Source organism: Xanthomonas bromi (assembly GCF_900092025.1).
Classification (GTDB): Bacteria; Pseudomonadota; Gammaproteobacteria; order Xanthomonadales; family Xanthomonadaceae; genus Xanthomonas; species Xanthomonas bromi.
The window spans coordinates 36,900-61,776 of record NZ_FLTX01000009.1 but is presented as its reverse complement, the minus strand read 5'-3'; the positions used below and the strand labels follow the sequence as shown (position 1 = coordinate 61,776).

Below are 24,877 nucleotides of genomic sequence, written 5' to 3'. Positions count from 1 at the left end.
AGGATTTTTTGCACGCGACCCACGTTCAGTGCAGGGCTGGGTGCTACTGGCTACCCTGGCGTTGGTTTCGGAACCAAACGTCCCCATTTGAGGATGTCACCGATGCCAAAGAGGACGCCATGAAGTTCAAGCACATCCTGATGCTCACCCTCGGTGCGGCCGCAGTCGCAGCGCTCCCGGCCATGGTCCAGGCCGCTCCGCAGCAGACCGGGCAGGGCGCCGCTGCTCAGAAGGCTGATGATGCAAAGGCCAAGAGCGAAGCCGAGCGCAAGGCTGAACGTCGCGCCGCTGCCGCCGCGCAGAAGCCCAAGGCTGATAGCGCGCCGCGCGAGGAAGAGGAAGAAGAGAAGCCGTCACGCTGACCGCGCTGACGCGCCGCGATGCGCCACCAGACGCCTCGGCTCCGGCCGGGGCGTCTGCATGTGCGGCCCGCGCAGCATGCACTTTTCAGTGTGGAACCACTTCGTCGTCACGCAACCCTTGGGCATTGGCTCATCACCCGCTAAACTATGGCTTTCCGGGAGGCTTCAAGCCCCATGACCCCCCTGATTTTTGTTACCGGCGGCGTAGTGTCCTCGCTAGGCAAGGGCATTGCCGCCGCTTCGCTTGCGTCCATTCTTGAAGCGCGTGGCCTGAAGGTCACGATGATGAAGCTGGACCCGTATATCAATGTGGACCCGGGCACGATGAGCCCGTTCCAGCATGGCGAGGTCTACGTCACCGACGACGGCGCCGAAACCGACCTGGATCTGGGCCATTACGAGCGCTACGTGCGCACGCGTCTGTCGCGCAAGAATTCGGTGACCACCGGCCGCATCTACGAGAACGTGATCCGCAAGGAGCGCCGCGGCGACTACCTGGGTGCCACCGTGCAGGTAATCCCGCACATCACCGACGAAATCCGTCGCTGCATCGACGAGGCCACGGCGGGGTTCGATGTCGCGTTGATCGAAATCGGCGGCACTGTCGGCGATATCGAATCGCTGCCGTTCCTGGAAGCGATCCGCCAGGTACGCACCGAGCGCGGCGCCGAAAAGGCCATGTTCATGCATCTCACGTTGGTGCCGTACATCGCGGCGGCCGGTGAGTTGAAAACCAAGCCCACCCAGCATTCGGTCAAGGAACTGCGTTCGATCGGCATCCAGCCGGACGTGCTGTTGTGCCGGTCCGAGCAGGCGGTGCCGGACTCGGAACGCCGCAAGATCGCGCTGTTCACCAATGTGTCCGAGCGCGCGGTGATCAGCTGCCCGGACATCGACGTGCTCTACGGCATGCCGCTGGAGTTGCTGCGCCAGGGTCTGGATGAACTGGTCATCGAGCAGTTCAAGCTGCGCGACAAGGTGGCTGCCGCGGATCTGTCCGAGTGGGCGGCGGTGGTGGATGCGGTCAAGCATCCACTGGACGAAGTCACCATTGCGGTGGTCGGCAAGTACGTCGATCACCAGGACGCCTACAAGTCGGTTGCAGAAGCGTTGCGTCACGGCGGCCTGCGCCAGCGCACCAAGGTCAACCTGAAGTGGCTGGAAGCGCAGGATCTGGAAGGCAGCGACATGGCTGCCTTGCAGGACATCGACGGCATCCTGGTGCCGGGCGGGTTCGGCGACCGCGGCTTCGAGGGCAAGGTGCTGACCTCCAAGTTTGCGCGTGAGCACAAGGTGCCGTACTTCGGCATCTGCTACGGCATGCAGGCGGCAGTGGTGGACTATGCCCGCCATGTCGCCGATCTGGATGCAGCCAACAGCACCGAAAACGACCGCCAGTCGCCGCACCCGGTGATCGGCCTGATCACCGAATGGCGCACTGCCACCGGCGAAGTCGAGAAGCGCGACGAAAAATCCGACCTGGGCGGCACCATGCGGCTGGGTCTGCAGGAGCAGCGGCTGAAGCCTGGCACGCTGGCGCGCGAGGTCTACGGCAAGGATGTAGTGGCCGAGCGGCATCGTCATCGCTACGAGTTCAACAACCGTTATCGCACGCAGCTGGAAGACGCCGGTCTGGTGATTTCCGGCAAGTCGATGGACGACACCCTGGTGGAAGTGGTGGAACTGCCACGCGACACGCACCCGTGGTTCCTGGCCTGTCAGGCGCACCCGGAGTTCCTCTCCACCCCGCGCGATGGGCATCCGTTGTTCATCGGTTTCGTGCGTGCGGCGCGCGAGAAGAAAGCCGGCGGCCAGCTGCTCAAGGAAGCGCGTGCGTGAGGACTTCCTTCTCCCTGTGGGAGAAGGTGCCCATTAGGGGCGGATGAGGGTGCGCCGCAACGCACCGGAAGATGGCAGCCATGACGAACGCGTCGCTACGCGCCAGCCAGGGCAAACCATCGGGCTTCAGCATTGCGTGGCAACCCCACCCGCACCCCAACCCCTCTCCCGATGGGAGAGGGGCTTCAATCAATAGGTGACTTGATGAAACTGTGTGACTTCGACGTTGGCCTGGATCACCCGCTGTTCCTGATTGCAGGCCCCTGCGTGATCGAGTCGATGCAATTGCAGCTCGATGTCGCCGGCAAGCTCAAGGACATCACCGGCAAGCTCGGGATCAACTTCATCTTCAAGTCGAGCTTCGACAAGGCCAACCGCACCTCGGGCACCAGCTTCCGCGGCCCCGGCCTGGAAGAAGGCCTGAAGGTGCTGGACGCGGTGAAAAAGCAGATCGGCGTGCCGGTGCTCACCGACGTGCACGAATACACCCCGATGAACGAGGTCGCCGCCGTCGTCGACGTGTTGCAGACGCCCGCGTTTCTGGTGCGTCAGACCGACTTCATCAAGAACGTCTGCGCCGCCGGCAAGCCGGTCAACATCAAGAAGGGTCAGTTTCTGGCGCCATGGGACATGAAGCCGGTGGTGGAAAAAGCCAAATCGACCGGCAACGAGCAGATCATGGTCTGCGAGCGTGGCGCGTCGTTCGGCTACAACAATCTGGTCAGCGACATGCGCTCGCTGAGCGTCATGCGCGACACCGGCTGCCCGGTGGTGTTCGACGCCACCCACTCGGTGCAGTTGCCGGGCGGGCAGGGCAGCAGCTCCGGTGGCCAGCGCGAGTTCGTGCCGGTGCTGGCGCGCGCCGCCGTGGCGGTCGGTATTTCCGGCCTGTTCGCCGAAACCCATCCGGACCCGTCCAAGGCGCTGTCCGATGGCCCCAATGCGTGGCCGCTGGATCGCATGGAAGAGTTGCTCGAAACGCTGATGGAGCTGGATGCAGTGACCAAGAAGCACGGGTTCGCGCGCTTCGCATGAGTTCCAATCCCTGGGCGGTGGTAGCGTCACACCCTCAGGGTCGGCAGTGGTGTCACTGGCCCCGGGGCTGATTGGCGCTGGCCCTGTCTATTGGTGTCGCTCGCTGCTGCAGTTTGGTTTGTCGCTGCTGGGCGTGATGGCTGAGCGGTACGCTCGCCTGCCTGCCGCATGCAGCGGCGGCACGCGATTTGGCAATGGCGCGGTGTACAGCGATAATCCGGCAGCTTGTTTCCGGTGTCATTCCCCCTCTACTGGTAACCGATCGACCTATGACCACTATCGCCAAGATCCTCGCCCGCGAAATCCTCGACTCCCGCGGCAATCCCACGCTGGAGGCCGAAGTCACGCTGGCAGACGGTTCGTTCGGCCGCGCGGCCGTGCCCTCGGGCGCCTCGACCGGCACCAAGGAAGCGGTGGAGTTGCGCGATGGCGACAAGACCCGGTACATGGGCAAGGGCGTGCGCCATGCGGTGGACAACGTCAACGGCACCATCGCCGAGACGCTCAAGGATTTCGACGCGGCTGACCAGCAGGGCCTGGACCGCCGCCTGATCGATCTGGACGGCACCGAGAACAAGGGCCGCCTGGGCGCCAATGCGCTGTTGGGCGTTTCGCTCGCCGCCGCGCATGCAATCGCCGCCTCGCGCAAGCAGCCGCTGTGGCATTACCTGTCCACCATCACCGAATCCGATGTCGCCTTGCCGGTGCCGATGATGAACATCATCAACGGCGGCGCGCATGCCGACAACAACGTCGATTTCCAGGAATTCATGGTGCTGCCGGTCGGTTGCAGCTCGTTCTCCGAAGCGCTGCGCGCCGGCACCGAAATCTTCCATTCGCTCAAGTCGGTGCTCAAGGGCCACGGCCTGAGCACGGCGGTGGGAGACGAAGGTGGCTTTGCGCCGGACTTCCGCAGCAACGTCGAAGCGCTGGACACCATTCTCGAAGCGATCGGCAAGGCCGGTTACACCGCCGGTGAAGACATCCTGCTGGGCCTGGACGTGGCCTCGTCGGAGTTCTACGACAACGGCAAGTACAACCTGGTCGGCGAGAACAAGCGCCTGACCAGCGAGCAGTTCGTCGACTTCCTGGCCGACTGGGTTGCGCAGTACCCGATCATCAGCATCGAAGACGGCCTGGCCGAAGACGATTGGGCCGGCTGGAAGCTGCTCACCGACCGCGTTGGCAAGAAGGTGCAGCTGGTGGGCGACGATCTGTTCGTTACCAACCCGAAGATCTTCAAGCAGGGCATCGACTCCGGCACCGCCAATGCGATCCTGATCAAGGTCAACCAGATCGGCACGCTGACCGAAACGCTGCAAGCCATCGCGATGGCGCATGCGGCCAAGTACGCCTCCATCGTCTCGCACCGTTCGGGCGAAACCGAAGACACCACCATCGCCGACATCGCCGTGGCGACCACCGCCACCCAGATCAAGACAGGCTCGCTGTGCCGCAGCGATCGTGTGGCCAAGTACAACCAGCTGCTGCGCATCGAGCAGGCGTTGGGCTCCGGCGCGCGTTACGCCGGCCGCGACGCGTTCGTTTCGATCAAGGGATAAGCCGTGCGCAACTGGCGCTGGCTACTGCTGGTGCTGGCGGTACTGCTGGCTTGGCTGCAGTACCGCTTCTGGTTCGGGCCCGGCAATTCCGGCGAAGTCATGATGCTGGAATCCCAGGTCGCGCATCAGACACAGGACAACGAAGGTCTGCGCCAACGCAACCAGGCGTTGGCAGCAGAGGTGAAGGATTTGAAGGACGGCGAGGCGGCAATCGAAGAACGCGCACGTAGCGAGCTGGGCATGATCAAGCCGGGCGAGACGTTCTACCGTGTGGTCGAAGATGCGCCGCCACTGCCTGCTGCAAGCCCCCAAGCTGCGCCCGCGCCGGCTACATCCGACCCTGCATCCGCAGCGGAACCGCACCCATGACCGGCTCGATCTGGACCATCGTGGCGGCCGCAGGGCGCGGCACGCGATTCGGTGGCGCGCTTCCCAAGCAATATCTGCCGGCAGCGGGCCAACCGCTGATGGCTTATACCTTGGCCGCGCTGGCCGCGCATCACGCGGTCGCCGGCATTCTGGTGGCGATTGCACCGGAGGATGCCGACTGGCCGGGCTGGACGGCAGTGCACTCCAAGCCCGTCTTGACCTGCGTGGGCGGTGCCACCCGTGCAGCGTCGGTGCTGGCCGGCTTGCTGGCTCTCCCGGAGAGCGTGCGTGCCGACGATTTCGTGCTGGTACACGATGCCGCGCGGCCGAATCTGGCCCTGGCCGATCTGGACCGCCTGCTGGAAATCGGCCGCGGCGATCCGGTCGGTGCGATCCTGGCCGCACCGGTGCGCGACACGCTCAAGCGTGCCGGTGACGATGGCGGCATCGACCGTACCGAACCACGCGAACGTCTATGGCGTGCACTCACCCCGCAGTTGTTTCGTCGCCATCAGCTGATCCGCGGACTCACCGAGGCATCGGCAGCCGGTGTGGACGTCACCGATGAAGCGATGGCGATGGAGCGGATGGGGCTGCGCCCATTGCTGGTGGAAGGCGCCGAAGACAACTTCAAGGTGACCACGCCTGCGGATCTGGCGCGGTTCGAATTCGAAGTGGCACGCCGCGGCATGACGATCGATGCCGATTCGCTGGAGGCGCAGGTCGTCGATGCGCCGGCCAACGCGCGCGACGCTGCAGCGCAGCCCGCCACGGCCAGCCACGGCAACGACTCCACTTAAAGCGGCTAGAAAGACAATTGCGCAGCCGCCAGTGGGCGCGGCCGTTGCTCGGTGCGGTCTGTACCAACCGTCCACCGCGGTCACTGCGCGCCGTCCACGCTCACTCGACCACCGCGCGCTATGTTGTGTTGGCTGCTTTTAATAACCACGGGGTCTCCATGTCCTTCAATTTCCGAATCGGCCAAGGCTACGACGTGCATGCGTTCGGCCCTGGCGACCATGTTATGCTTGGCGGCGTGCGCGTGGCGCACAGCCATGGCGTGCTCGCGCATAGCGATGGCGATGTGGTGTTGCACGCACTGTGCGATGCGATGTTGGGTGCGCTGGCGTTGGGCGATATCGGTCGGCATTTCCCACCATCCGACGAAGGCTGGAAGGATGCCGACAGCGCGCAGTTTCTGCAGCATTGCGACGGCTTGCTGCGCGAGCGCGGTTGGCGCGTCGGCAATGCCGACATCACCGTGATCTGCGAACGTCCCAAGGTGGGTCCGCATGCGGTGGCCATGCGCGAACGCATCGCCGGCCTGTTGGCGATCGAACTCGATGCGGTCAGCGTCAAGGCCACTACCAGCGAGCAATTGGGCTTCACCGGCCGCGGCGAAGGCATTGCCGCACAGGCCGCGGTGTTGCTGGGCAGGATCGCTACATAATTTATCGCGACACACGCAGCGCTGGGCGCCGGGGCAGCGCCGATGCTGCCAGACGCCATCAACGCGCCGAGCGAAGCGGCACGCAGCGCGCCACCTCTGATGCGAAGGCAAACCACAGCATGAGCGAGATCTCTGTTCTTCCACGCGCGTATGGCGCGGCTGTGCTGCATTCGGCCATGCGCAGCACGCCGGACGACTTTCAGGTCGACGAACTTCCGGCATTCGAGCCTTCTGGCGAAGGCGAGCATCTGTTGCTCACCGTGCGCAAGCGTGGTCAGAACACCGCCTATATCGCCAAGAAGCTCGCGCACTGGGCCGGCATCGCCGAAATGGGGGTCAGCTATGCGGGTCTGAAAGATCGCCATGCGGTGACCACCCAGCGTTTCAGCGTGCATCTGCCCAAGCGCATCGCGCCGGATATGGCCGCGCTGGATGATGCGCAGATGCAGGTAGTCGACAGCACCTGGCACAACCGCAAGCTGCAACGCGGTGCGCTGCACGGCAATCGCTTCGTGCTCACACTGCGTCAGGTGCAGGGCGAGCGCGATGCGATCGAGCAACGATTACAGGCGATTGCTGCGCGCGGCATCCCCAATTGGTTCGGCGAACAACGCTTTGGTCGCGATGGCGGCAACGTGGCGGCTGCTTTGGCGATGTTTGGTCATGTGCAAGCCGTCGACGGAACCTTGCTGCCGGTGCCCACATCGAAGCGGCGGCTGCGCAACGATCAGCGCTCGATGCTGCTGTCGGCGGCGCGCTCGGCCTTGTTCAATCGCGTGCTCAGCGCACGTGTGGCGCAGGGCAGTTGGGATAGCGCGCTGGAGGGCGAGGCGTGGATGCTGGATGGCTCGCGCAGCGTCTTCGGCCCGGAGCCGTGGAGCGAGGTGCTGGCCGAGCGCCTGGCGCGTTTCGATATCCATCCCAGTGGCCCGTTGTGGGGCGCGGGAGCGTTGCGCTCGACCGATCAGGCCGCGGCGGTGGAGCAGGATGCATTGTCCGACCCGCAATCCGAAGCGCTGCGCCAAGGCCTGGAAGCAGCGGGTTTGAAGCAGGAGCGCCGCGCGCTGCGCTTGCGCCCGCAAGGCCTGGAGTACCGATGGCTGGAGGCGCAGACCCTGCAGCTCGCGTTCGCATTGCCGCCTGGCTGCTACGCCACCGCACTGCTGTGGGAATTGGGCGAGGTCGCCGACGCAGGCCGCTTCAACGCCGATGTGCCTTCTGACGCGTGACTGCGCGCGGCCGCTGTCGGGCGCAGTGCAGGGTCAATGACGTCTCGCTCCGCTACCTACGGAGGAGCGCCCTTACAGCGGCTCACAAAACGTCGCGAGCGGTCGTCAGGTGGGTGCGGGCGGTGCGGAGGAACCGGAGTGTTCAACTGGTACACGCCGATTCCGAGTACCGACCGCGCCTGCCTGGCGGCCGCGCAGTAGGTTTGTTACATGCTCTTCGCCACGACGGGCAGCTGAGGCGACACCGACCCGGATCAATTGCACCCGTGTGTCGTAAAGCCGTTGCTTGCGTCGAGGTGCCTCGCGCATTACAGACGTTAGCGGTGCGCATGATCCGCGCAATCGCTTCCCCAACGCTTCGCGTCAATCACCCTCCGCGGTCAGCCTATCGCCGTGCCAGCAACACCAACAGCGCACCCGTGCCGCCCTGCGTGGGTGGCGCCGAATGAAACGCCAGCACATCGTTGCGTTGACGCAGCAGCCGGTCCATCAGGTTCTTCAGCACTGGCGCTCCGGTGTCGGACTGCGGGCCCTTGCCGTGGATGATGCGCACGCAACCATGTTCGTGCGCATGCGCGTCCAGCAGGAACTGGCGCAACAACGACTCGGCCTGCGCCGCGGTGGCGCCGTGCAGATCCAGTTCGTCCTGCACCGAAAATTGCCCGCGCTTGAGCCGCTGAAACAAGCGCGTGGGAAGGTTCTCGTGCCGATAGCTGGCGATATCGCCGGCTTCCAGCGGCGCGCTGTTGCGTAACAGACGTGCAAATTCGGTGTGCGCTTGCGCCTCGTCGCGCTCGGCCATGCGCGCGCGCGGCTTGGGGCGCGGCTTGGCGTTGGCCGGTGGCGCGACCTCACGAATCGGCTTGACCGCGCCGATCGCTGCGCGGAACAACGCGCCGTCGTCTTCGTCTTCAGGATGCGACATGCGCACAGCGTACCCGGTCCAGGCGCAGGCGCAGGCGCACGCGAAGATCAAGCGCGAAGGGGCGGGGCGCATCCGGTATCATGACCCGGTTTTCCGAGGAGTCTCATGCGCGTACTGGTTAGCAACGACGACGGTGTCGACGCCCCCGGCATCCAGATATTGGCCGAGGCGCTGCGCTATGCCGGTCATGAAGTGATGGTGGTCGCGCCCGACCGCGACCGCTCCGGGGCCAGCAATTCGCTGACGCTGGATGTGCCGATCCGCACCCGCCGCATCGACGCGCAGACCTGCGCGGTGGCCGGCACGCCGACCGACTGCGTGCATCTGGCACTCACCGGCATGCTCGATTACGACCCCGACATCGTGGTCTCCGGCATCAACAACTCGGCCAATCTGGGCGACGACGTGATCTATTCGGGCACCGTGTCCGCTGCGATGGAGGGGCGCTTCCTCGGCTTGCCGGCGGTGGCGGTGTCGTTGGTCACGCACCACCACGAAGCGCATCACTATGAAACCGCCGCGCGCGCTGCGGTGGAAATCGTGGCGCGGCTGAAGGCCGACCCGTTGCCCGCCGACACCATCCTCAACGTCAACGTGCCGGATCTGGCCTGGTCGGATGTGCTCGGTTTCGAAGTCACCCGGCTCGGCAACCGGCATCGCTCGGAACCCTGCGTGCCGCAGCGCGACCCACGCGGCCGCACCGTGTACTGGATCGGCCCGGCCGGTCCGGAGCAGGACGCTGGCGCCGGTACCGATTTCCACGCCGTGCGGACCGGGCATATCTCGATCACCCCGATCCACGTCGATCTCACCCGCTACCAGGCGCTGGAGACGGTGGCCGGTTGGGTCGGCGGGCTGACCGCCGCGCTGGACAGCCCGGCATGACACCGAGGCTGCGCATGTTGCAACCGGAATCGGTCGGCATCGGCATGACCTCGCAGCGCGTGCGCGACCGTCTGGTCGAGCGCCTGCGCGAAGCCGGCATCCAGGACGAAGCAACGCTCAATGCAATGCGCACCGTGCCGCGCCATCTGTTCATCGATGAAGCGCTGGCCTCGCGCGCCTACGAAGACACCGCGCTGCCAATCGGTCACGGCCAGACCATCTCGCAGCCGTGGGTGGTCGCACGCATGACCGAGGCAGTGCTGCAGGTAGCGCCGACCAAGGTGCTCGAAGTGGGTACCGGTTCGGGCTATCAGGGCGCCATCCTGGCCGCGCTGGGGCTGGAGGTGTACACCGTCGAGCGTATCGGCGACCTGCTGCGGCAGGCGCGCAAACGCTTCCGCCATCTGGGCATGAACGTGCGCAGCAAGCACGACGACGGCCGTATCGGCTGGCCCGAGCATGGCCCGTACGACGCCATCGTGGTGACCGCGGCCGCGCCTGCGTTGGTGGACGCACTGGTCGATCAGCTCGCGGTCGGCGGACGCCTGGTCGCCCCGGTCGGTGGCGCGTCCTCGCAGTCGTTGGTGCAACTCACCCGCGGGGCCGATGGCGCGATCGACCACCAGGTTCTGGCGCCGGTCACGTTCGTGCCGCTGTTGTCGGGCATGCTGGATTGAATCCATGAGAGTTTCTCGATGAAGATTTTCGGGCCGTTGTACGACGTGGCCATTCGTTGGTCGCGCCATCGCCGCGCCCCCGCGCTGCTGACCGGCCTCAGCTTCGTGGAGGGCTTCATCTTTCCAGTACCGCCGGAAGTGATGCTGGCACCGATGTCGCTGGCAGAACCCAAGCGCTCGCTGTGGTTTGCCACCTTGAGCCTGATCGGCTCGGTCTGCGGGGCGCTGGTCGGTTATCTGCTCGGCCATTTCGCGTTTGCCGCGTTGCAGCCGCTGATCGAATGGCTGGGCTGGAGTGTGAAGATCCAGGCGCAGATCGAAAATCTACGCGCGCTGGTGGCCGAGTCGCCGTGGAAAGCGTTCTGGGCGCTGGTACTGGTCGGTTTCACTCCGATCCCGCTGAAGATCTTCACCTGGGCCTCCGGCGTGGTTGGCGTGCCGATCCTGCCGTTTATCGCCAGCATGCTGGTGGGCCGCGGCAAGCGCGTGTACCTGGTGGCCGGCGCGATCCGTCTGGGCGGCGCGCGTGCCGAGGCCGCATTGCACAGGTGGATCGAGCCGCTCGGCTGGGTAGCGATGGCAGTGCTCGCGGCCGGCGCCGGCTGGCTGGTATGGAAGACAACGAACGGATGAGCAAGACGCAGATGAATTCGGTACGCAAGACAGCAGTCCTGCTCGCAGTCGCCATCGGGCTCACCGCCTGCAGCAGCGCCACCGTGGTGCGTTCGCCTGGGGCGAGCGGTGGCGCGTCGTCGCGTCCGAGCGCGGCGCCACGCCCGTCAGTGCCGCGCCCGGGTGCCACGGTGACCGTACAGCGGGGCGATACGCTCTACGCGATCGCGCGCCGCACCAATATCACGGCGCCGGATCTGGCGGCCTGGAACGGGCTGTCTTCACCGAACACCATCTATCCCGGGCAGACTCTCAAATTGTATCCGGGGGGGGGCAGCAAGCCTGGCGCCAGCGCGCCAGTCTCCGGCCCCGTGGCTCCGCCGCGTCCGGCGGCGCCGATTGCTGCACCGGTCAGCAGCGGATTTCCCTGGCGCTGGCCCGCCGATGGCGTGGTGGTCGGCACTTTCGTCACCGGCGAAACGACCAAGCAAGGCGTGGATATTGCCGGTGCCAGCGGCCAGGCCGTGCGCGCCGCCGCCGATGGTGTGGTGGTGTATTCCGGCGCCGGCCTGGTTGGCTACGGCGAGTTGATCATCATCAAGCACAACGACCAGTGGCTGTCCGCATATGGGCACAACCGCAAGCGGTTGCTCAACGAAGGCCAGAGCGTCAAGGCGGGGCAGCAGATCGCCGAAATGGGCCGCAGCGGTGCTTCCCGCGACATGTTGCACTTCGAGATCCGTTACAACGGCAAGCCGGTGGATCCGCTGCTGTATCTGCCGAAGAAGTGAGTTCGGGATTGGGGAATCGGGAGTCGGGAGTCGCAACAGCACTTGGGCTGAACGTGCGCGAGAAGCGCGTTCTCGCTGTTTAGTAACGGCGAGCCACCACGATCCGATCCCGTTCTTCGCTGAATGGAAAAGCGATCTGCGGCCCGCTTTTACGAATCCCCAATCCCGGCTCCCAAATCCCGTCCCAACCAATCAGCCCGGCAACACCATCGCCAACGCGACCCGACGGCCTTCGCTGGCCAGCACGTTATAGGTGCGCGCGGCGGCGGCGTTGGTCATTGCTTCCAGGCCGATGCCGCGGGTCAGGCAGGCGGCCAGCACGTCGGTCTTCGGGAATAGTTGGCGCTCGCCGGTGCCGAGCAAGATCACAGCCGGGCTGAGCGCCAGTACCGCGTCCAGATGGCTCACCTGGAGTTGCTCCAGGGTGTGTACCGGCCAACGCTCGACCAACTCATCCGGCATCAGGATGAAGCTCTGCTGCAGGATCTGGTCGTTCACCTTGGCATGGCGACCATCGGCCGCGCGCAGCGCATAGGCGTAATCGGGGTGTTCCTGACTTAGAGGCATGACGAACTCGTTGGCTCAGCCGCGCGGCAGCACGATCTGGCGCTTTTCCTTGCTGGGGCGGTACAGGATGGCGACGTGGCCGATCCGTTGCACCAGGGCGCTTCCGGTCTGTCCGACCAGCTCGGCGATCAGCGCGTCGCGGGTCTCACGATCCTCCGAAGCCACCTTCACCTTGATCAGTTCGTGGCGCTCGAGCACGTCTTCGAGTTCGGCCAGAAACGCCGGCGTGACCCCTTTGCCGCCAGTCTGCAGCAGTGCCTTGAGATCATGGGCCTGGCCGCGCAGGAAACGGTTCTGGGCGGAGGTGAGAACAATGGACATGCAGGATCGAAGGGAAGCAAAGGGTGTTCAGGGTATCATGGCGGCCCGTTTTGACCCCCGTTGCCAATGCCTTCCCGCAGTAAAAGCAGCCAGCGCTGGCTCAAGGAACACTTCGCCGACCCTTACGTGAAGAAGGCCCAGGCCGAGGGCATGCGCTCGCGCGCGGCCTACAAGCTGGAAGAGTTGTTGCAACGCGACCGCCTGCTCAAGCCGGGCATGGTGGTGGTCGATCTGGGCGCGGCGCCGGGCGGCTGGTCGCAGCAGGTGCGCAAGTCCATGGGCGACAGTGGCCGGGTGGTGGCGCTGGACATCCTGGACATGCCGGCCCTGGCGGGCGTGGAGTTCCTTCACGGCGACTTCAGGGAGCAGGCCGTCCTATCCCAATTTGAAGCGATGTTGGGCGATGTGCCGGTGGACCTTGTTCTGTCCGATATGGCCCCCAATAAGAGTGGTATGGATGCGGTCGACCAACCGCGGATGATGCACCTGGCGGAACTGGCGATGGAATTTGCCGACACCCACCTCAAGCCGGGCGGGGCGTTCCTGATCAAGCTGTTCCAGGGTGTCGGGTCCGACGACTACATTCGTGAGCTTCGCCGCCGCTATGAGAAGGTGACGATTCGCAAGCCGGCGGCCTCGCGCAAGCGCTCCCCGGAAGTTTATGCGCTCGGTCAGGGCAAGCGTGTCCAGATCAAGTAAGCTGCCAATGACCACCGTATTTCAAGCATCGAAGAGTAGAGGGCACCGGAGCCAATGAGGATGAACGACTTGACCAAGAATCTGCTGCTGTGGGTGGTCGTCGCAGTTGTGCTGATGGTTGTCTTCCAGAGTTTCTCGCCGCGGATGGCAGGCGGTGTCGGCCCCGACTCGATCACCTACACCCAGTTTCTGAAGGAAGTGGACTCCGGGCGCGTCAAATCGGTGGATTACACCGACGAGACCAACCTGGCCGTCAACGCGATCCGCTTCAAGCGCACCGACGGTAGCGAAGCCACCGTTTATGGTCCGCGCGACGACAAGCTGGTCGACGTGCTGTACAGCAAGAACATCGAAATGACCCGCCAGAAGCCTTCGACCGGCCCTGGCTTTTGGTCGTTGGTGCTGAATTTCCTGCCGGTCATCCTGATCATCGGCTTCTGGCTGTTCATCATGCGCCAGATGCAGGGCGGTGGCGGCGGTGCCAAGGGTGCGATGAGCTTCGGCAAGTCGCGCGCCAAGCTGCAGGGCGAAGATCAGGTCAAGATTACCTTTGCCGACGTTGCCGGTTGCGACGAAGCTAAGGAAGAAGTGGGCGAGCTGGTCGACTTCCTGCGCGACCCGACCAAGTTCACCAAGCTGGGCGGTAAGATTCCGCGCGGCGTGTTGATGGTCGGCCCGCCGGGTACCGGCAAGACGCTGCTCGCCAAGGCGATTGCCGGCGAGGCCAAGGTGCCGTTCTTCAGCATCTCCGGTTCGGACTTTGTCGAAATGTTCGTCGGTGTTGGCGCGAGCCGCGTCCGCGATATGTTCGAGCAGGCCAAGAAGCACGCGCCATGCATCATCTTCATCGACGAAATCGATGCGGTGGGCCGTCATCGCGGTGCTGGCCTGGGCGGCGGTCATGACGAGCGCGAGCAGACCTTGAACCAGTTATTGGTCGAGATGGACGGCTTCGAAGGCGGCGAAGGCGTGATCGTGATCGCGGCGACCAACCGGCCTGACGTGCTGGATCCGGCGCTGCTGCGTCCGGGCCGTTTCGACCGTCAGGTCGTGGTCGGCCTGCCGGACGTGAAGGGCCGCGAACAGATCCTGCGTGTGCACATGCGCAAGCTGCCGCTGGCCGACGACGTGGTGCCGATGGTGATCGCCCGCGGTACCCCGGGTTTCTCGGGTGCCGATCTGGCCAACCTCTGCAACGAAGCGGCGTTGTTTGCGGCGCGTGGCAGCGAGAAGGAAGTCCGCATGGACCACTTCGACCGCGCCCGCGACAAGATCCTGATGGGCGCCGAACGTCGTTCGATGGCCATGAGCGAGGACGAAAAGACGCTGACCGCGTATCACGAGGCAGGCCACGCCATCGTGGGCCGCCTGGTACCGGAACATGACCCGGTCTACAAGGTCACCATCATTCCGCGCGGCCGCGCACTTGGCGTGACGATGTATCTGCCGGAAGGCGATCGTTATTCGATGAATCGCGTGGCGATCGAATCGCAGCTGTGCTCGCTGTACGGTGGCCGTGTGGCCGAAGAGTTGATCTTCGGTGGCGACAAGGTCACCACCGGTGCGTCCAACGACATCGAGCGTGCCACCAAGATGGCGCGCAACATGGTCACCAAGTGGGGCTTGTCGGACGAGCTCGGCCCGGTCGCCTATGGCGAGGAAGAGGACGAGGTGTTCCTGGGCCGTTCGGTTACCCAGCACAAGAACGTCTCGGACGAAACCGCGCGCAAGATCGACGAAGTGGTGCGTTCGATCCTGGACAAGGCCTACAGCAAGACCAAGACCATCCTCACCGACAACTTGGACAAGCTGCATGCGATGTCGCAGTTGTTGCTGCAGTACGAAACCATCGACGTGCCGCAGATCGACGCCATCATGGAGGGCCGCGATCCGCCGCCGCCGGCAGGCTGGGGCAAGTCCGACAAGGACGGTGGCAACAACAACGACAAGGGTAGCCCACGTCCGTTGCCGCCCATTGCAGGACCGGCCGAGCAGATCTAAGCCGGTCATCCGCTGATCTGCAGAGGCATCCATCAAGGCCGGGAAGCGATTCCCGGCCTTGATGCGTTATCGGGCAGTGCGTACGCCCACATGCGAGCAATCGCGATCACCAAAGGAGACACTGCCGATGTTCGACACCGCCCTCAAACTGGATTGCGCCGGCCGCAGCCTGCGGCTGGATGCGCCGCAGGTGATGGGCATTGTCAATGTCACGCCCGATTCGTTCTCTGACGGTGGCCAGCATGCAACGTGCGAAGCGGCGATCGCGCACGGGCTGGTGCTGGTGGAGCAGGGCGCGGCCGTGCTGGATATCGGCGGCGAATCCACACGCCCGGGTGCCACAGCGGTGCCGGTTGAAGAGGAGCTGCAGCGGGTGATTCCGGTGATCGAGGCACTGGCGCAGCGCACCAACGTGCCGATCAGCGTGGACACGTTCAAGCCGGAGGTCATGCGCGCAGCGGTTGCGGCCGGCGCCGGCATGATCAACGACGTCTATGCCTTGCGTTCGCCCGGTGCGTTGGAAGCAGCGTCGGACCTGCGCGTGCCGGTGGTCTTGATGCATGCGCGCAGCGCGCCGCACGCCATGCAGGACGCGCCGCAGTACGACGATGTCGTCGGTGAGGTGCACCGGTTTCTGGCCGAGCGCATCTTCGCCGCCGAGATGGCCGGTATCGACAAACGCTCGCTGATCCTGGATCCGGGCTTCGGCTTCGACAAGACCACCACGCATAACCTCACCCTGCTTGCGCAACTGCAGCGCCTGCAGGAATTCGGGCTGCCGGTATTGGCGGGGCTGTCGCGCAAGCGCAGCATCGGCGAACTGACCGGCCGCGAGATCGCCGCCGAACGCGTACACGGCTCGGTGGCCGCGCATCTGATTGCGGCCCAACATGGCGCGCTGCTGCTGCGCGTGCACGATGTGGCAGCAACCGTCGATGCGTTGAAGGTGTGGACTGCGATGGCGGCGATTCCTGTCCCGCGTGTCAGCGCAACGGCTGCACCGACGATCCGTTGGCCGGACGAGGACTGATGCCTGCCGACCAAAGTCCGCTGGCGATTGCCCTGATGGGCCCCACCGCCAGCGGCAAGTCTGCGCTGGCGCTGGAAGCTGCAGAGCGCTGGAACGGAGAAATCGTCAGCGTCGATTCGGCGCTGGTCTATCGCGGCTTGGAGATCGGCGCGGCCAAACCGGACGCGGCGATGCGCGCGGCGGTTTCACATCATCTGCTGGACGTGCGCGATCCCTGGCAGGTGTATTCGGCCGCCGAGTTCGCCAGCGATGCGCGTAAAGCGATCGAGCAGATCGTGGCACGCGGCAAGCTGCCGATCCTGGCCGGCGGCACCGGCCTGTATTTCCGTGCGCTGCTGGAAGGCTTGTCGCAACTGCCCGAGGCCGACCAGGCAGTGCGCGCATCCATCGCGGCCGAAGCGGAGCAGTGTGGTTGGGCTGGCTTGCACGCACAGCTGGCACGCGTGGACCCGATGGCCGCGGCGCGCATTCATGCGACCGACCCGCAGCGGATCCAGCGGGCGCTGGAGGTCTACCGCATCAGCGGGCGGCCGATCAGTTATTGGCAGGCGCTACCGCCCGGGCCGCGCCTGCCGGTGCGTGTGTTGAAGGTGGTATTGGCACCCCGCGAGCGTGCGGTGCTGCATGAACGCATCGAACGGCGCCTGGACGCGATGCTGGTGCAAGGTTTTCTGGCAGAAGTGCAGCGCTTGCGGGCGCTACCGCAGATGCAGGCGGTGGCCGCCCCGTTGGATCTGCCGGCGGTGCGTGCGGTGGGCTACCGGCAAGCCTGGGAGTATCTGGACGGCGCCTGCAGCCTCGTTGAGTTCCGCGACAAGGCGATTCAGGCGACCCGGCAACTGGCCAAACGTCAGCTCACCTGGCTGCGTGGCGAGCTCGACGCGCGCTGGTTCGACCCGGAGCGTGACCGTCATCGATTGGAGAGTGCACTTGTCGGCTTCCTCGGTGATCTTCCCGCTGTGCGGCAGGCTTCAGGCGTGTAACATCCCGTTTCCGGGGCCGGCTGGGGATGGCAGGTGTCGACCGGGACGATAAGAACAATAATGAAGAGGATTTTTCGATGGCTAAGGGGCAATCTTTACAGGACCCATTCCTCAACGCGCTGCGACGCGAGCGGGTTCCCGTGTCGGTGTATCTGGTCAATGGCATCAAGCTGCAGGGCACGATCGAGTCGTTCGACCAATTCGTGGTCCTGCTGCGCAATACCGTGAGTCAGATGGTGTACAAGCACGCCATTTCCACGGTGGTGCCGGCGCGCAATGTGCGCGTGGGGCCGGGTGGTGGGTATGTGCAATCCAATGAAGGCAATCAGGCGGAAGATGACGACGTCGAGCAGTAACGGAGTAGTGCGTGTTTGATCGGTCCCGCAAGGGTGAGCACGCGTTGTTGATACAGACCCACTCCGGTGGGCCTGCCGAAGACGATGTCATGGAGGAGTTCGCCGATCTTGCAAAGTCGGCGGGCGCCACGGTGGCGGCCACCCTGACCGCACGCATCGATAAACCGAGCCCGTCGACCCTGATCGGCAGCGGCAAGCTGGAAGAGGTCAAGGCGGCAGCCGAGGCCACCGGCGCGGATCTGGTGTTGGTCAATCACACCTTGTCGCCCGGCCAGGAGCGCAACCTGGAGAAGTATCTGGAGCGGCGCGTGATCGACCGCACCGGCCTGATCCTGGACATCTTCGCGCAACGCGCGCGCAGCCACGAAGGCAAGCTGCAGGTGGAGCTGGCGCAATTGCGTCATATGGCCACGCGCCTGGTCCGCGGCTGGACGCACTTGGAGCGTCAGCGCGGCGGTTCGATCGGCCTGCGCGGCCCTGGCGAAACCCAGCTGGAAACCGACCGTCGCCTGCTGCAAAAGCGCGTCGAGCAGTTGCAGCAGCGACTGGAAAAGGTCGAGGTGCAGCGCACCCAGATGCGTCGCGCGCGGATGCGCAGCGAATTGCCGCGGATTGCCTTGGTCGGTTACACCAATGCCGGCAAATCGACGCTGTTCAATGCGTTGACCGGCGCAGAGGCGTACGTGGCCGATCAGCTGTTCGCCACGCTGGATCCCACCGTGCGGCGCATCGCGTTGCCGGGCGGTAGCGCGATTCTTGCCGATACGGTCGGCTTCGTGCGCGATCTTCCGCACGAACTGGTCGCTGCGTTCCGTTCGACCTTGTCTGAAGCGCGCGATGCCGATCTGTTGCTGCACATCGTCGATGCGGCCGACCCGCTGCGCGAAGAGCGCATCCTGCAGGTCGATGAAGTGTTGCAGGCGGTCGGTGCCGGCGATCTGCCGCAGCTGTTGGTATTCAACAAGATCGACAAGATCGAAGGCGCCGAAGTGCGCCACGATGCGCAGGACGGCATTCCGGATCCGGCACGCCGCGAGCGCGTGTGGGTGTCGGCGCGCGACGGGCGTGGGCTGGAAGAACTGCAGCAGGCGCTCGGTCAGCGACTGGACCTGCGCCATCTGACCGGCCAGCTGCGGCTGCCGCCGTCGGCCGGCCGCCTGCGTTCCAGGCTGCATCAGCTGGAAGTGGTGCGCAACGAGCAATCCGACGAGGAGGGCTGGTTGCTTGAGGTCGATCTGCCGATGGTCGAAGCCGAGCGGCTGGCTGCTGGCGAGGATGGCGAGCCGCTGCGCGCGATGCTGCCGGATCGTCGCGAAGACTGGGAGGCGTGATGGAGGCAGCGCAGTCCGCATGGCGCGACTGTGCTGCTGTTTCAAGGCGGATGAGGCCGGGTGTGCGGTGTCGTTGTGCGGCAGTTGTACCGTCTCGCTTCGACCTGTGCGAACCTGCGGCAGCACATGCTCTCTGCGGCAACCTGCATGCACGGAGTAACCTCACGCACCGCACGTTTGCTTGGCAATTCGTGGCCGTCGCTCCTACGGCGCCCAGGTGATCTGGGCGCCTCGGCGCTGCGGTTAGACGGCGTGCGGCAGGTCTGTCGCTGCATATCCGATGGCGTTCCAGACCCGAAGCGCCGCATGTCGGCGCCACATCGCCACTGAACCCGGGCCCCGTCGCGCCCATTCGGAAGCGGCGCCAGCCGCAGACAGATGCCACGAATTGGGCTAAAACGTCCGCTGCTCCCTCGTCGCCGTGTCCATGTCCTTGTCCACCGATTCCGAACTGCAGCAGCTTGCCGAAGTCCTCGGCCAGCAATTGCTTGCCGCGCGCGAGCGCCTGGTCACTGCCGAGAGCTGTACCGGTGGCTGGATCGCCAAGGCGGTGACAGATGTCGCCGGCTCCTCGCACTGGTTCGATTGCGGCATGGCCGCCTACAGCTACGAGGCCAAACAGGCACTGCTTGGCGTCCGCCCGCAGACCCTGGAGGTGCATGGGGCGGTCAGCCGCGAAACCGTGATCGAAATGGTCTCTGGCGCGCTGGTGAATTCCGGTGCAAGCATCGCGGTGGCGGTAACCGGTATTGCCGGGCCCGGTGGCGGCAGCGACGATAAACCGGTCGGTACGGTCTGGATCGGTTGGAAGCGTCGCGGCGGCTATGCCACGGCGCAACTGTTCCAGTTCAAGGGCGACCGCGATGCGGTGCGCCGTCAGACCGTGATCGCAGCACTGCGTGGGTTGAGCGCGCTGCTTTAGTTACCCGCAGGTTAGCTGGATAGTGATCGGCACCAGCTTGGTGGTGCGCGCCATGTCCAGCGTGCTATAGCGCGCCAGCGAAACCGAAATACTGTGGCAGTGCGCCGCCGCCCCAAAAAACCTATCGGCAGATCGTCATCGGCACGCCGCTGCAGCCCGGTCGTGGAATGCGTTTCCAGGGCGCGTCTCGCAATGATGGTGTGACGTTGCGATTGCGCGATTGAGGTGCATGTGCCTGACGGACGCGTGCGGCATGTTGCGCGTGCGCTGCGCAATCGGTTGCAACCTGCGCTGGGCTTCGAGCGGGCGAGGGCGCGACAGCAACCGGCAGATCGGCTACAAACAAGGTCTCCTCACCGCCCAGTGTGCCATGCATTCGTTTCTTGCTCCTATTCCATCATTGCCTGCGCGGCAGGCTGCTAGACAGCGCAGCGTCAGGCAGCGCGTGATCGCACCCCGTGCGCGGGCGGTGCGCTGATGTGGGAAGCACTTGGCACGGTGCGCGATCTTGGGCGTCTGCAGGAAATCGCCTCGGTCCTGATCCGCTACGGCTTCGGCGATGTGGTGCGCCGTATCGGCATGGCCGATGTGCTCGAGCGCGCCGGCAGGCTGTTGCATTGGAATAACGCCGAGGGCCGTTTGCGGATGTCCGCGGCGATGCGCGTGCGGCGTGCACTGGAAGAACTCGGGCCGACCTTCGTCAAACTCGGCCAGGTACTGGCCACGCGCGTGGATCTGCTGCCGCAGGAGTGGATCGAAGAATTGAGCGAGCTGCAGAATGCCGTGCCGGCGTTGCCGTTCGAGCAGATCCGCCCGCAGCTGGTTGCCGCGCTGGGCATGGAGCCGGAGAGCATTTTCGCGCGTCTGGACGAGCAGCCGCTGGCGGCCGCATCGCTGGCGCAGACGCATCGCGCGTGGTTGGCCGATGGCACGCCGGTGGTGTTGAAGATCCGTCGCCCCGGTATCGGCGATACCATCGATGCGGACCTGCGACTGCTGGCGCGGCTTGCCGACATCGTCGAAACCCGCGCACCGGATCTCAAGCGCTATCGTCCCGCCGAGGTGGTGCAGCAATTCACCGTTTCGCTGCGACGGGAACTGGATTTCGCTGCCGAGGGGCGCAACGCCGAACGCATCGCCGCCAACTTCGCGCGCGACGCGCAGGTGGTTGTGCCGGCGGTGTACTGGGAGTGGACCTGCGAGTCGCTCAACGTGCAGGAATTCATCGATGGCATTCCGGGACGCGATCTGCTCGCCGTCGATGCGGCCGGCCTGGACCGCAAGGCGCTCGCGCGCGCCGGTGCCGGCATCGTGCTCAAGATGGTGCTGCAAGACGGCTGCTTCCACGCCGATCCGCATCCGGGCAATATTTTCTACCTGCGCGACGGGCGGATCGCGGTCATCGATTTCGGCATGGTGGGGCGCGTCTCCGAACAGCGTCGGTTCCAGGTCGCGCAACTGCTGCACGGCATGGTCAGCTACGACGCCGAAGCGGTCATCGACGTGCTGCTGGAATGGGCGGGCACCAGCCTGGAGATCGACGAGCCACGTCTGCAGCAGGACATCGGTGCGTTCGTCGACGAGTATCGCGGCGTGCCGCTGAAAGAACTGCGCATCGGCGCCATGCTGGGCGACGTCACCTCGATCCTGCGCGACCACGGGCTGACGCTGCCATCGGATCTGGCGCTGATGATCAAGGCGTTTCTCACCCTCGAAGGCATGGGGCGCCAGCTCGATCCGGATTTCGACATGGCCACCGAGGCGCGCCCGTATCTGGAACGCGTGGTGTTGCAGCGCTATGCGCCGCGCGCCATCGTGCGACGTGGCCGGCGTACCGTGACTGGCGCAATCGATCTGATCGGCGATCTGCCGCGCGACCTCAAGCGCCTGTTGCAGGCCGCACGCCGCGGCAAGCTGCAGCTTCAGATCGAGACACGCGCTCTACGCGAGTTCGGCGAGCAGGTCGACCGCGCGGCCAACCGCCTCACGATGGGGATCGTCACTGCTGCACTGGTGATCGGCTCATCGATCGTGATGAACAGCGTTGGCGGCAGCGCCAGCCGCTGGTTGCTCGCGCTGGGCGTGGGTGGCTTCATCGGCGCGGCGCTGTGCGGCATCTGGATCCTGTTCTCGATCTGGCGCAGCCGGCGCTAAAGCCCGAGACCAAAGGAAATGCGGGCGGCATTGCGAGCCCGGCGCAGGGTGGCTCTTGCGCAGTCGTCCGTTAGTAGTAATACTACTAACCATGGACCTGACCGATACCCAGCAAGCAATCCTGGCCTTGATCGCAGAGCGCATCGATGCCGATGGCGTCCCGCCTTCGCAGACCGAAATCGCCCGTGCGTTCGGCTTCAAGGGTGTGCGCGCTGCGCAGTATCACCTGGAAGCGCTGGAGCAGGCGGGTGCGATCCGCCGCGTCCCAGGCCAAGCGCGCGGCATACGGCTGACCGGGCAGGGCGCACATGCGCGCACACCGGCGGCGAGCGAACCGCTCCATGACGATGTGCTGCGTCTGCCGGTGCTGGGCCGCGTTGCGGCTGGTTTGCCGATCGGTGCCGATATCGGCTCGGACGACTTCGTGGTGCTGGATCGCGTCTTCTTCTCGCCGTCGCCGGATTACCTGCTCAAGGTTCAAGGCGATTCGATGCGCGACGAAGGCATCTTCAACGGCGATCTGATCGGCGTGCATCGCACCCGCGACGCACGTTCGGGGCAGATCGTGGTGGCGCGGATCGATGAGGAGATCACGGTCAAACTGCTAAAGATCGGCAAGGACCGTATCCGGCTGTTGCCACGCAACCCGGACTACGCACCCATCGAAGTGTTGCCGGATCAGGACTTCGCGATCGAAGGCCTGTATTGCGGGCTGTTGAGGCCTAACCGCTGAGGTCTGTGCCGAGGGTCGTGCTGGTTTTTCCCCGAGCCGGCATTACAGGATTTCCCGCTGCCACCGGACGTATCGTCTCCCTAATCTGAGTGTGTCGCCTGCAGTCTCAGCTTGTGCGATACACCGCCGCTACATTAGCCCCATACCGAAATCACTGACGAGGATCACCCAGATGGACGAGAACAAGAAGCGCGCCCTTTCCGCCGCACTGAGCCAGATCGAAAAGCAATTCGGCAAGGGCTCGGTCATGCGTATGGGCGACCGCATCATCGAGGCGGTCGAAGTCATTCCGACCGGTTCGCTGATGCTGGACATCGCCCTGGGGATCGGTGGCCTGCCGAAGGGCCGCGTGGTCGAAATCTACGGGCCGGAATCCTCGGGCAAGACCACACTGACCCTGCAGGCGATTGCCCAATGTCAGAAGCTGGGCGGCACCGCAGCCTTCATCGACGCCGAGCATGCGCTGGACCCGATCTATGCGGCCAAGCTGGGCGTCAACGTCGACGATCTGCTGTTGTCGCAGCCGGATACCGGCGAGCAGGCGCTGGAAATTGCCGACATGCTGGTGCGTTCGAGCTCGGTGGACATCGTGGTGATCGATTCGGTTGCCGCGCTGACCCCGAAGGCGGAAATCGAAGGCGAAATGGGAGACCAGCTACCGGGTCTGCAGGCTCGGCTGATGAGCCAGGCGCTGCGCAAGCTCACCGGCAACATCAAGCGTTCCAACACTCTGGTGGTCTTCATCAATCAGCTGCGTATGAAGATCGGCGTCATGATGCCGGGCCAGAGTCCGGAAGTGACCACCGGCGGCAATGCTTTGAAGTTCTACGCCTCGGTGCGTCTGGACATCCGTCGCATCGGCGCAATCAAGAAGGGCGACGAGATCATCGGCAACCAGACCAAGATCAAGGTGGTCAAGAACAAGCTGGCGCCTCCGTTCAAGCAGGTCGTGACCGAAATCCTGTACGGCGAAGGCATTAGCCGCGAGGGCGAACTGATCGACATGGGCGTGGAAGCCAAACTGGTCGACAAAGCCGGCGCCTGGTACAGCTACGGCGATGAGCGCATCGGGCAGGGCAAGGACAACGCGCGCACCTACCTGCGCGATAACCCGCAGGTTGCGGTCCGGCTTGAAGCCGAGCTGCGCGAGAAGTTCCAGCCTGCCGAAGCGCCGCGCGAAGCGGGCGATGACGTCGAAAAGGAATAAGTCTTCGCTGAAAGCCATCGACAGTCGGGGTTGCCCATGGATGGGTTGCAGCGTGCTTGTGGTATGCAACGAACCTCGCAACCTCTAATCAAGGCAGGCACTAGCTCGACACGTCGGACGATGTTTCAAGTTTTTCTATCGCGAGGACGGCGGAGTCAGTGCCGTCGCTTCTCGCGGTAGATCTATCGAAGGCCAGGAGGGCAGGCGCCACGGACGGCGCATTTGATGCTGTTTGATTTTAGCGATTCAGGACACCTCACGATGGACGAGCAAGAGCCAGCACCAAAGCGAGGGCGCCGGTTCAAGGCGCAGACGCCGGTCCAGCGCGCACTCGGTCTATTGGTGCGGCGCGAACATTCGCGCAAGGAATTGAACCGCAAGCTGCTGGCCCGCGGGATCGAGCCAGATGTGGCGCAAGCTGCCGTGGATCGCCTTACCGGCGAAGGGTGGCAGGACGACGCCCGTTTTGCTACCGCGGTCGTGCGCAATCGCGCCGGCTCGGGCTATGGCCCACTGCATATTCGCGCCGAACTTGGAACCCATGGCTTGGATAGCGAGGCCATCAGTGCCGCCATGGCGACCTTTGACGGTGATTGGACCGAAAACGCGCGTGATCTGATCCGCCGCCGATTCGGCGAACAAGGCCCAGTGGACCTTCCGCAGCGGCGCAAGGCCGCCGATCTGCTCGCCCGGCGAGGTTTTGACGGCAACAGCATTCGCAGCGCCACGCGCTTCGACCTTGAGGACTGAGGGCGTCAGGCCTGCTACCCTTCGTGGTTTCAGGTTGTTCCGTTCATCTGCGCCCACATGTCATTGGGTGACCGGGATTGCCGCCCG

General features: G+C 64.6%; 26 protein-coding genes and 2 other RNA genes. 24 read left to right on the top strand and 4 right to left on the bottom strand.

Annotation, left to right across the window (positions count from 1 at the left end):
• Window positions 1-119: 119 nt before the first annotated feature.
• From XBLMG947_RS03900 to truD, 9 genes are all read left to right on the top strand, one after another.
• Window positions 120-362, top strand: coding sequence for a hypothetical protein (locus tag XBLMG947_RS03900; protein WP_065466472.1), 243 nt, complete (start codon window positions 120-122; stop codon window positions 360-362).
• 174 nt (window positions 363-536) lie between these two features.
• Window positions 537-2,201 (top strand): CTP synthase, encoded by a 1,665-nt coding sequence (pyrG, locus tag XBLMG947_RS03895; RefSeq protein WP_065466471.1) that lies wholly within the window; start codon window positions 537-539, stop codon window positions 2,199-2,201.
• 204 nt (window positions 2,202-2,405) lie between these two features.
• The gene (gene kdsA / locus XBLMG947_RS03890; protein ID WP_065466470.1) at window positions 2,406-3,236 is read left to right on the top strand and encodes a 3-deoxy-8-phosphooctulonate synthase; all 831 of its coding nucleotides are present in this window, start codon (window positions 2,406-2,408) and stop codon (window positions 3,234-3,236) included.
• Window positions 3,237-3,505: 269 nt separating this feature from the next.
• Complete coding sequence (gene eno, locus XBLMG947_RS03885) at window positions 3,506-4,798, top strand: phosphopyruvate hydratase (protein ID WP_065466469.1); 1,293 nt, start codon at window positions 3,506-3,508, stop codon at window positions 4,796-4,798.
• Between the two features lie 3 nt (window positions 4,799-4,801).
• Entirely contained in the window at window positions 4,802-5,167 is a 366-nt protein-coding gene (gene ftsB, locus XBLMG947_RS03880; RefSeq protein ID WP_065466468.1) for a cell division protein FtsB, read from the top strand.
• Window positions 5,164-5,967, top strand: coding sequence for a 2-C-methyl-D-erythritol 4-phosphate cytidylyltransferase (gene ispD / locus XBLMG947_RS03875; protein WP_065466467.1), 804 nt, complete (start codon window positions 5,164-5,166; stop codon window positions 5,965-5,967). Before ftsB ends, ispD begins: the two co-directional genes overlap by 4 nt.
• Window positions 5,968-6,025: 58 nt before the next feature.
• Window positions 6,026-6,101: non-coding RNA, sX9 sRNA (locus XBLMG947_RS03870), on the top strand.
• A 24-nt stretch (window positions 6,102-6,125) separates the two neighbouring features.
• Complete coding sequence (gene ispF, locus XBLMG947_RS03865; protein WP_065466466.1) at window positions 6,126-6,617, top strand: 2-C-methyl-D-erythritol 2,4-cyclodiphosphate synthase; 492 nt, start codon at window positions 6,126-6,128, stop codon at window positions 6,615-6,617.
• A gap of 119 nt (window positions 6,618-6,736) precedes the next feature.
• On the top strand, window positions 6,737-7,846 hold the full coding sequence (gene truD / locus XBLMG947_RS03860) for a tRNA pseudouridine(13) synthase TruD (RefSeq protein ID WP_065466465.1): 1,110 nt from the start codon (window positions 6,737-6,739) through the stop codon (window positions 7,844-7,846).
• Between the two features lie 79 nt (window positions 7,847-7,925).
• On the opposite strand, the gene XBLMG947_RS03855 is transcribed toward truD, so the two are convergent.
• Window positions 7,926-8,001: non-coding RNA, sX9 sRNA (locus XBLMG947_RS03855), on the bottom strand.
• 230 nt (window positions 8,002-8,231) lie between these two features.
• A complete protein-coding gene (locus XBLMG947_RS03850) occupies window positions 8,232-8,771 on the bottom strand; it encodes a Smr/MutS family protein (protein WP_065466506.1) in 540 nt (179 codons plus the stop codon).
• Between the two features lie 105 nt (window positions 8,772-8,876).
• On the opposite strand from XBLMG947_RS03850, the gene surE reads away from it, so the two are divergent.
• Genes surE through XBLMG947_RS03830 form a run of 4 tightly spaced genes read left to right on the top strand, consistent with a single transcriptional unit; the run spans window position 8,877 to window position 11,736 of the window.
• Window positions 8,877-9,656 carry a 5'/3'-nucleotidase SurE gene (surE, locus tag XBLMG947_RS03845; RefSeq protein WP_065466464.1) on the top strand — a complete coding sequence of 260 codons (780 nt, stop codon included), beginning with the start codon at window positions 8,877-8,879 and terminating at the stop codon, window positions 9,654-9,656.
• Window positions 9,653-10,333, top strand: a complete 681-nt coding sequence (locus XBLMG947_RS03840; protein WP_065466463.1) for a protein-L-isoaspartate(D-aspartate) O-methyltransferase — start codon at window positions 9,653-9,655, stop codon at window positions 10,331-10,333. Before surE ends, XBLMG947_RS03840 begins: the two co-directional genes overlap by 4 nt.
• An 18-nt stretch (window positions 10,334-10,351) precedes the next feature.
• Window positions 10,352-10,966, top strand: a complete 615-nt coding sequence (locus tag XBLMG947_RS03835; RefSeq protein WP_065466462.1) for a YqaA family protein — start codon at window positions 10,352-10,354, stop codon at window positions 10,964-10,966.
• Window positions 10,963-11,736, top strand: coding sequence for a peptidoglycan DD-metalloendopeptidase family protein (locus XBLMG947_RS03830; protein WP_065466505.1), 774 nt, complete (start codon window positions 10,963-10,965; stop codon window positions 11,734-11,736). The genes XBLMG947_RS03835 and XBLMG947_RS03830 overlap by 4 nt, the downstream gene beginning before the upstream one ends.
• A gap of 192 nt (window positions 11,737-11,928) precedes the next feature.
• Here the strand turns inward: XBLMG947_RS03830 and XBLMG947_RS03825 are convergent, their stop codons facing one another.
• Both XBLMG947_RS03825 and yhbY read right to left on the bottom strand, forming a co-directional pair.
• The gene (locus XBLMG947_RS03825; RefSeq protein WP_065466461.1) at window positions 11,929-12,303 is read right to left on the bottom strand and encodes an Mth938-like domain-containing protein; all 375 of its coding nucleotides are present in this window, start codon (window positions 12,301-12,303) and stop codon (window positions 11,929-11,931) included.
• A gap of 15 nt (window positions 12,304-12,318) precedes the next feature.
• Window positions 12,319-12,624 carry a ribosome assembly RNA-binding protein YhbY gene (gene yhbY / locus XBLMG947_RS03820; RefSeq protein ID WP_065466460.1) on the bottom strand — a complete coding sequence of 102 codons (306 nt, stop codon included), beginning with the start codon at window positions 12,622-12,624 and terminating at the stop codon, window positions 12,319-12,321.
• Between the two features lie 66 nt (window positions 12,625-12,690).
• On the opposite strand from yhbY, the gene rlmE reads away from it, so the two are divergent.
• From rlmE to recX, 11 genes are all read left to right on the top strand, one after another.
• Window positions 12,691-13,323, top strand: a complete 633-nt coding sequence (gene rlmE / locus XBLMG947_RS03815; protein WP_005915021.1) for a 23S rRNA (uridine(2552)-2'-O)-methyltransferase RlmE — start codon at window positions 12,691-12,693, stop codon at window positions 13,321-13,323.
• Window positions 13,324-13,383: 60 nt separating this feature from the next.
• Window positions 13,384-15,324: an ATP-dependent zinc metalloprotease FtsH gene (ftsH, locus tag XBLMG947_RS03810; RefSeq protein WP_065466459.1), complete on the top strand. Its 1,941-nt coding sequence runs from the start codon at window positions 13,384-13,386 to the stop codon at window positions 15,322-15,324.
• 127 nt (window positions 15,325-15,451) lie between these two features.
• Window positions 15,452-16,354, top strand: a complete 903-nt coding sequence (gene folP / locus XBLMG947_RS03805) for a dihydropteroate synthase (protein WP_065466458.1) — start codon at window positions 15,452-15,454, stop codon at window positions 16,352-16,354.
• Window positions 16,354-17,337: a tRNA (adenosine(37)-N6)-dimethylallyltransferase MiaA gene (miaA, locus tag XBLMG947_RS03800; protein ID WP_065466457.1), complete on the top strand. Its 984-nt coding sequence runs from the start codon at window positions 16,354-16,356 to the stop codon at window positions 17,335-17,337. Before folP ends, miaA begins: the two co-directional genes overlap by 1 nt.
• Window positions 17,338-17,414: 77 nt before the next feature.
• The gene (hfq, locus tag XBLMG947_RS03795) at window positions 17,415-17,693 is read left to right on the top strand and encodes an RNA chaperone Hfq (protein WP_005915027.1); all 279 of its coding nucleotides are present in this window, start codon (window positions 17,415-17,417) and stop codon (window positions 17,691-17,693) included.
• An 11-nt stretch (window positions 17,694-17,704) separates the two neighbouring features.
• Entirely contained in the window at window positions 17,705-19,024 is a 1,320-nt protein-coding gene (gene hflX / locus XBLMG947_RS03790) for a ribosome rescue GTPase HflX (RefSeq protein WP_065466456.1), read from the top strand.
• Window positions 19,025-19,451: 427 nt separating this feature from the next.
• Window positions 19,452-19,946 carry a CinA family protein gene (locus tag XBLMG947_RS03785; RefSeq protein ID WP_065466455.1) on the top strand — a complete coding sequence of 165 codons (495 nt, stop codon included), beginning with the start codon at window positions 19,452-19,454 and terminating at the stop codon, window positions 19,944-19,946.
• 477 nt (window positions 19,947-20,423) lie between these two features.
• A complete protein-coding gene (ubiB, locus tag XBLMG947_RS03780; RefSeq protein ID WP_065466454.1) occupies window positions 20,424-22,100 on the top strand; it encodes a 2-polyprenylphenol 6-hydroxylase in 1,677 nt (558 codons plus the stop codon).
• Between the two features lie 91 nt (window positions 22,101-22,191).
• Window positions 22,192-22,833, top strand: coding sequence for a transcriptional repressor LexA (gene lexA / locus XBLMG947_RS03775; protein WP_065466453.1), 642 nt, complete (start codon window positions 22,192-22,194; stop codon window positions 22,831-22,833).
• A gap of 172 nt (window positions 22,834-23,005) precedes the next feature.
• Window positions 23,006-24,040, top strand: a complete 1,035-nt coding sequence (gene recA, locus XBLMG947_RS03770) for a recombinase RecA (protein ID WP_065466452.1) — start codon at window positions 23,006-23,008, stop codon at window positions 24,038-24,040.
• A gap of 261 nt (window positions 24,041-24,301) precedes the next feature.
• Entirely contained in the window at window positions 24,302-24,790 is a 489-nt protein-coding gene (recX, locus tag XBLMG947_RS03765) for a recombination regulator RecX (protein ID WP_065466451.1), read from the top strand.
• The last annotated feature ends 87 nt before the right edge of the window (window positions 24,791-24,877 follow it).

What these genes read in the sequence shown, in the direction of transcription:
- XBLMG947_RS03900 (WP_065466472.1), top strand. Translation starts at nt 120, where the DNA reads ATGAAGTTCAAGCACATCCTGATGCTCACCCTCGGTGCGGCCGCAGTC.
- pyrG (WP_065466471.1), top strand. Translation starts at nt 537, where the DNA reads ATGACCCCCCTGATTTTTGTTACCGGCGGCGTAGTGTCCTCGCTAGGC.
- kdsA (WP_065466470.1), top strand. Translation starts at nt 2,406, where the DNA reads ATGAAACTGTGTGACTTCGACGTTGGCCTGGATCACCCGCTGTTCCTG.
- eno (WP_065466469.1), top strand. Translation starts at nt 3,506, where the DNA reads ATGACCACTATCGCCAAGATCCTCGCCCGCGAAATCCTCGACTCCCGC.
- ispD (WP_065466467.1), top strand. Translation starts at nt 5,164, where the DNA reads ATGACCGGCTCGATCTGGACCATCGTGGCGGCCGCAGGGCGCGGCACG.
- ispF (WP_065466466.1), top strand. Translation starts at nt 6,126, where the DNA reads ATGTCCTTCAATTTCCGAATCGGCCAAGGCTACGACGTGCATGCGTTC.
- truD (WP_065466465.1), top strand. Translation starts at nt 6,737, where the DNA reads ATGAGCGAGATCTCTGTTCTTCCACGCGCGTATGGCGCGGCTGTGCTG.
- XBLMG947_RS03850 (WP_065466506.1), bottom strand. Translation starts at nt 8,771, where the DNA reads ATGTCGCATCCTGAAGACGAAGACGACGGCGCGTTGTTCCGCGCAGCG.
- surE (WP_065466464.1), top strand. Translation starts at nt 8,877, where the DNA reads ATGCGCGTACTGGTTAGCAACGACGACGGTGTCGACGCCCCCGGCATC.
- XBLMG947_RS03840 (WP_065466463.1), top strand. Translation starts at nt 9,653, where the DNA reads ATGACACCGAGGCTGCGCATGTTGCAACCGGAATCGGTCGGCATCGGC.
- XBLMG947_RS03835 (WP_065466462.1), top strand. Translation starts at nt 10,352, where the DNA reads ATGAAGATTTTCGGGCCGTTGTACGACGTGGCCATTCGTTGGTCGCGC.
- XBLMG947_RS03830 (WP_065466505.1), top strand. Translation starts at nt 10,963, where the DNA reads ATGAGCAAGACGCAGATGAATTCGGTACGCAAGACAGCAGTCCTGCTC.
- XBLMG947_RS03825 (WP_065466461.1), bottom strand. Translation starts at nt 12,303, where the DNA reads ATGCCTCTAAGTCAGGAACACCCCGATTACGCCTATGCGCTGCGCGCG.
- yhbY (WP_065466460.1), bottom strand. Translation starts at nt 12,624, where the DNA reads ATGTCCATTGTTCTCACCTCCGCCCAGAACCGTTTCCTGCGCGGCCAG.
- rlmE (WP_005915021.1), top strand. Translation starts at nt 12,691, where the DNA reads ATGCCTTCCCGCAGTAAAAGCAGCCAGCGCTGGCTCAAGGAACACTTC.
- ftsH (WP_065466459.1), top strand. Translation starts at nt 13,384, where the DNA reads ATGAACGACTTGACCAAGAATCTGCTGCTGTGGGTGGTCGTCGCAGTT.
- folP (WP_065466458.1), top strand. Translation starts at nt 15,452, where the DNA reads ATGTTCGACACCGCCCTCAAACTGGATTGCGCCGGCCGCAGCCTGCGG.
- miaA (WP_065466457.1), top strand. Translation starts at nt 16,354, where the DNA reads ATGCCTGCCGACCAAAGTCCGCTGGCGATTGCCCTGATGGGCCCCACC.
- hfq (WP_005915027.1), top strand. Translation starts at nt 17,415, where the DNA reads ATGGCTAAGGGGCAATCTTTACAGGACCCATTCCTCAACGCGCTGCGA.
- XBLMG947_RS03785 (WP_065466455.1), top strand. Translation starts at nt 19,452, where the DNA reads ATGTCCTTGTCCACCGATTCCGAACTGCAGCAGCTTGCCGAAGTCCTC.
- ubiB (WP_065466454.1), top strand. Translation starts at nt 20,424, where the DNA reads ATGTGGGAAGCACTTGGCACGGTGCGCGATCTTGGGCGTCTGCAGGAA.
- lexA (WP_065466453.1), top strand. Translation starts at nt 22,192, where the DNA reads ATGGACCTGACCGATACCCAGCAAGCAATCCTGGCCTTGATCGCAGAG.
- recA (WP_065466452.1), top strand. Translation starts at nt 23,006, where the DNA reads ATGGACGAGAACAAGAAGCGCGCCCTTTCCGCCGCACTGAGCCAGATC.
- recX (WP_065466451.1), top strand. Translation starts at nt 24,302, where the DNA reads ATGGACGAGCAAGAGCCAGCACCAAAGCGAGGGCGCCGGTTCAAGGCG.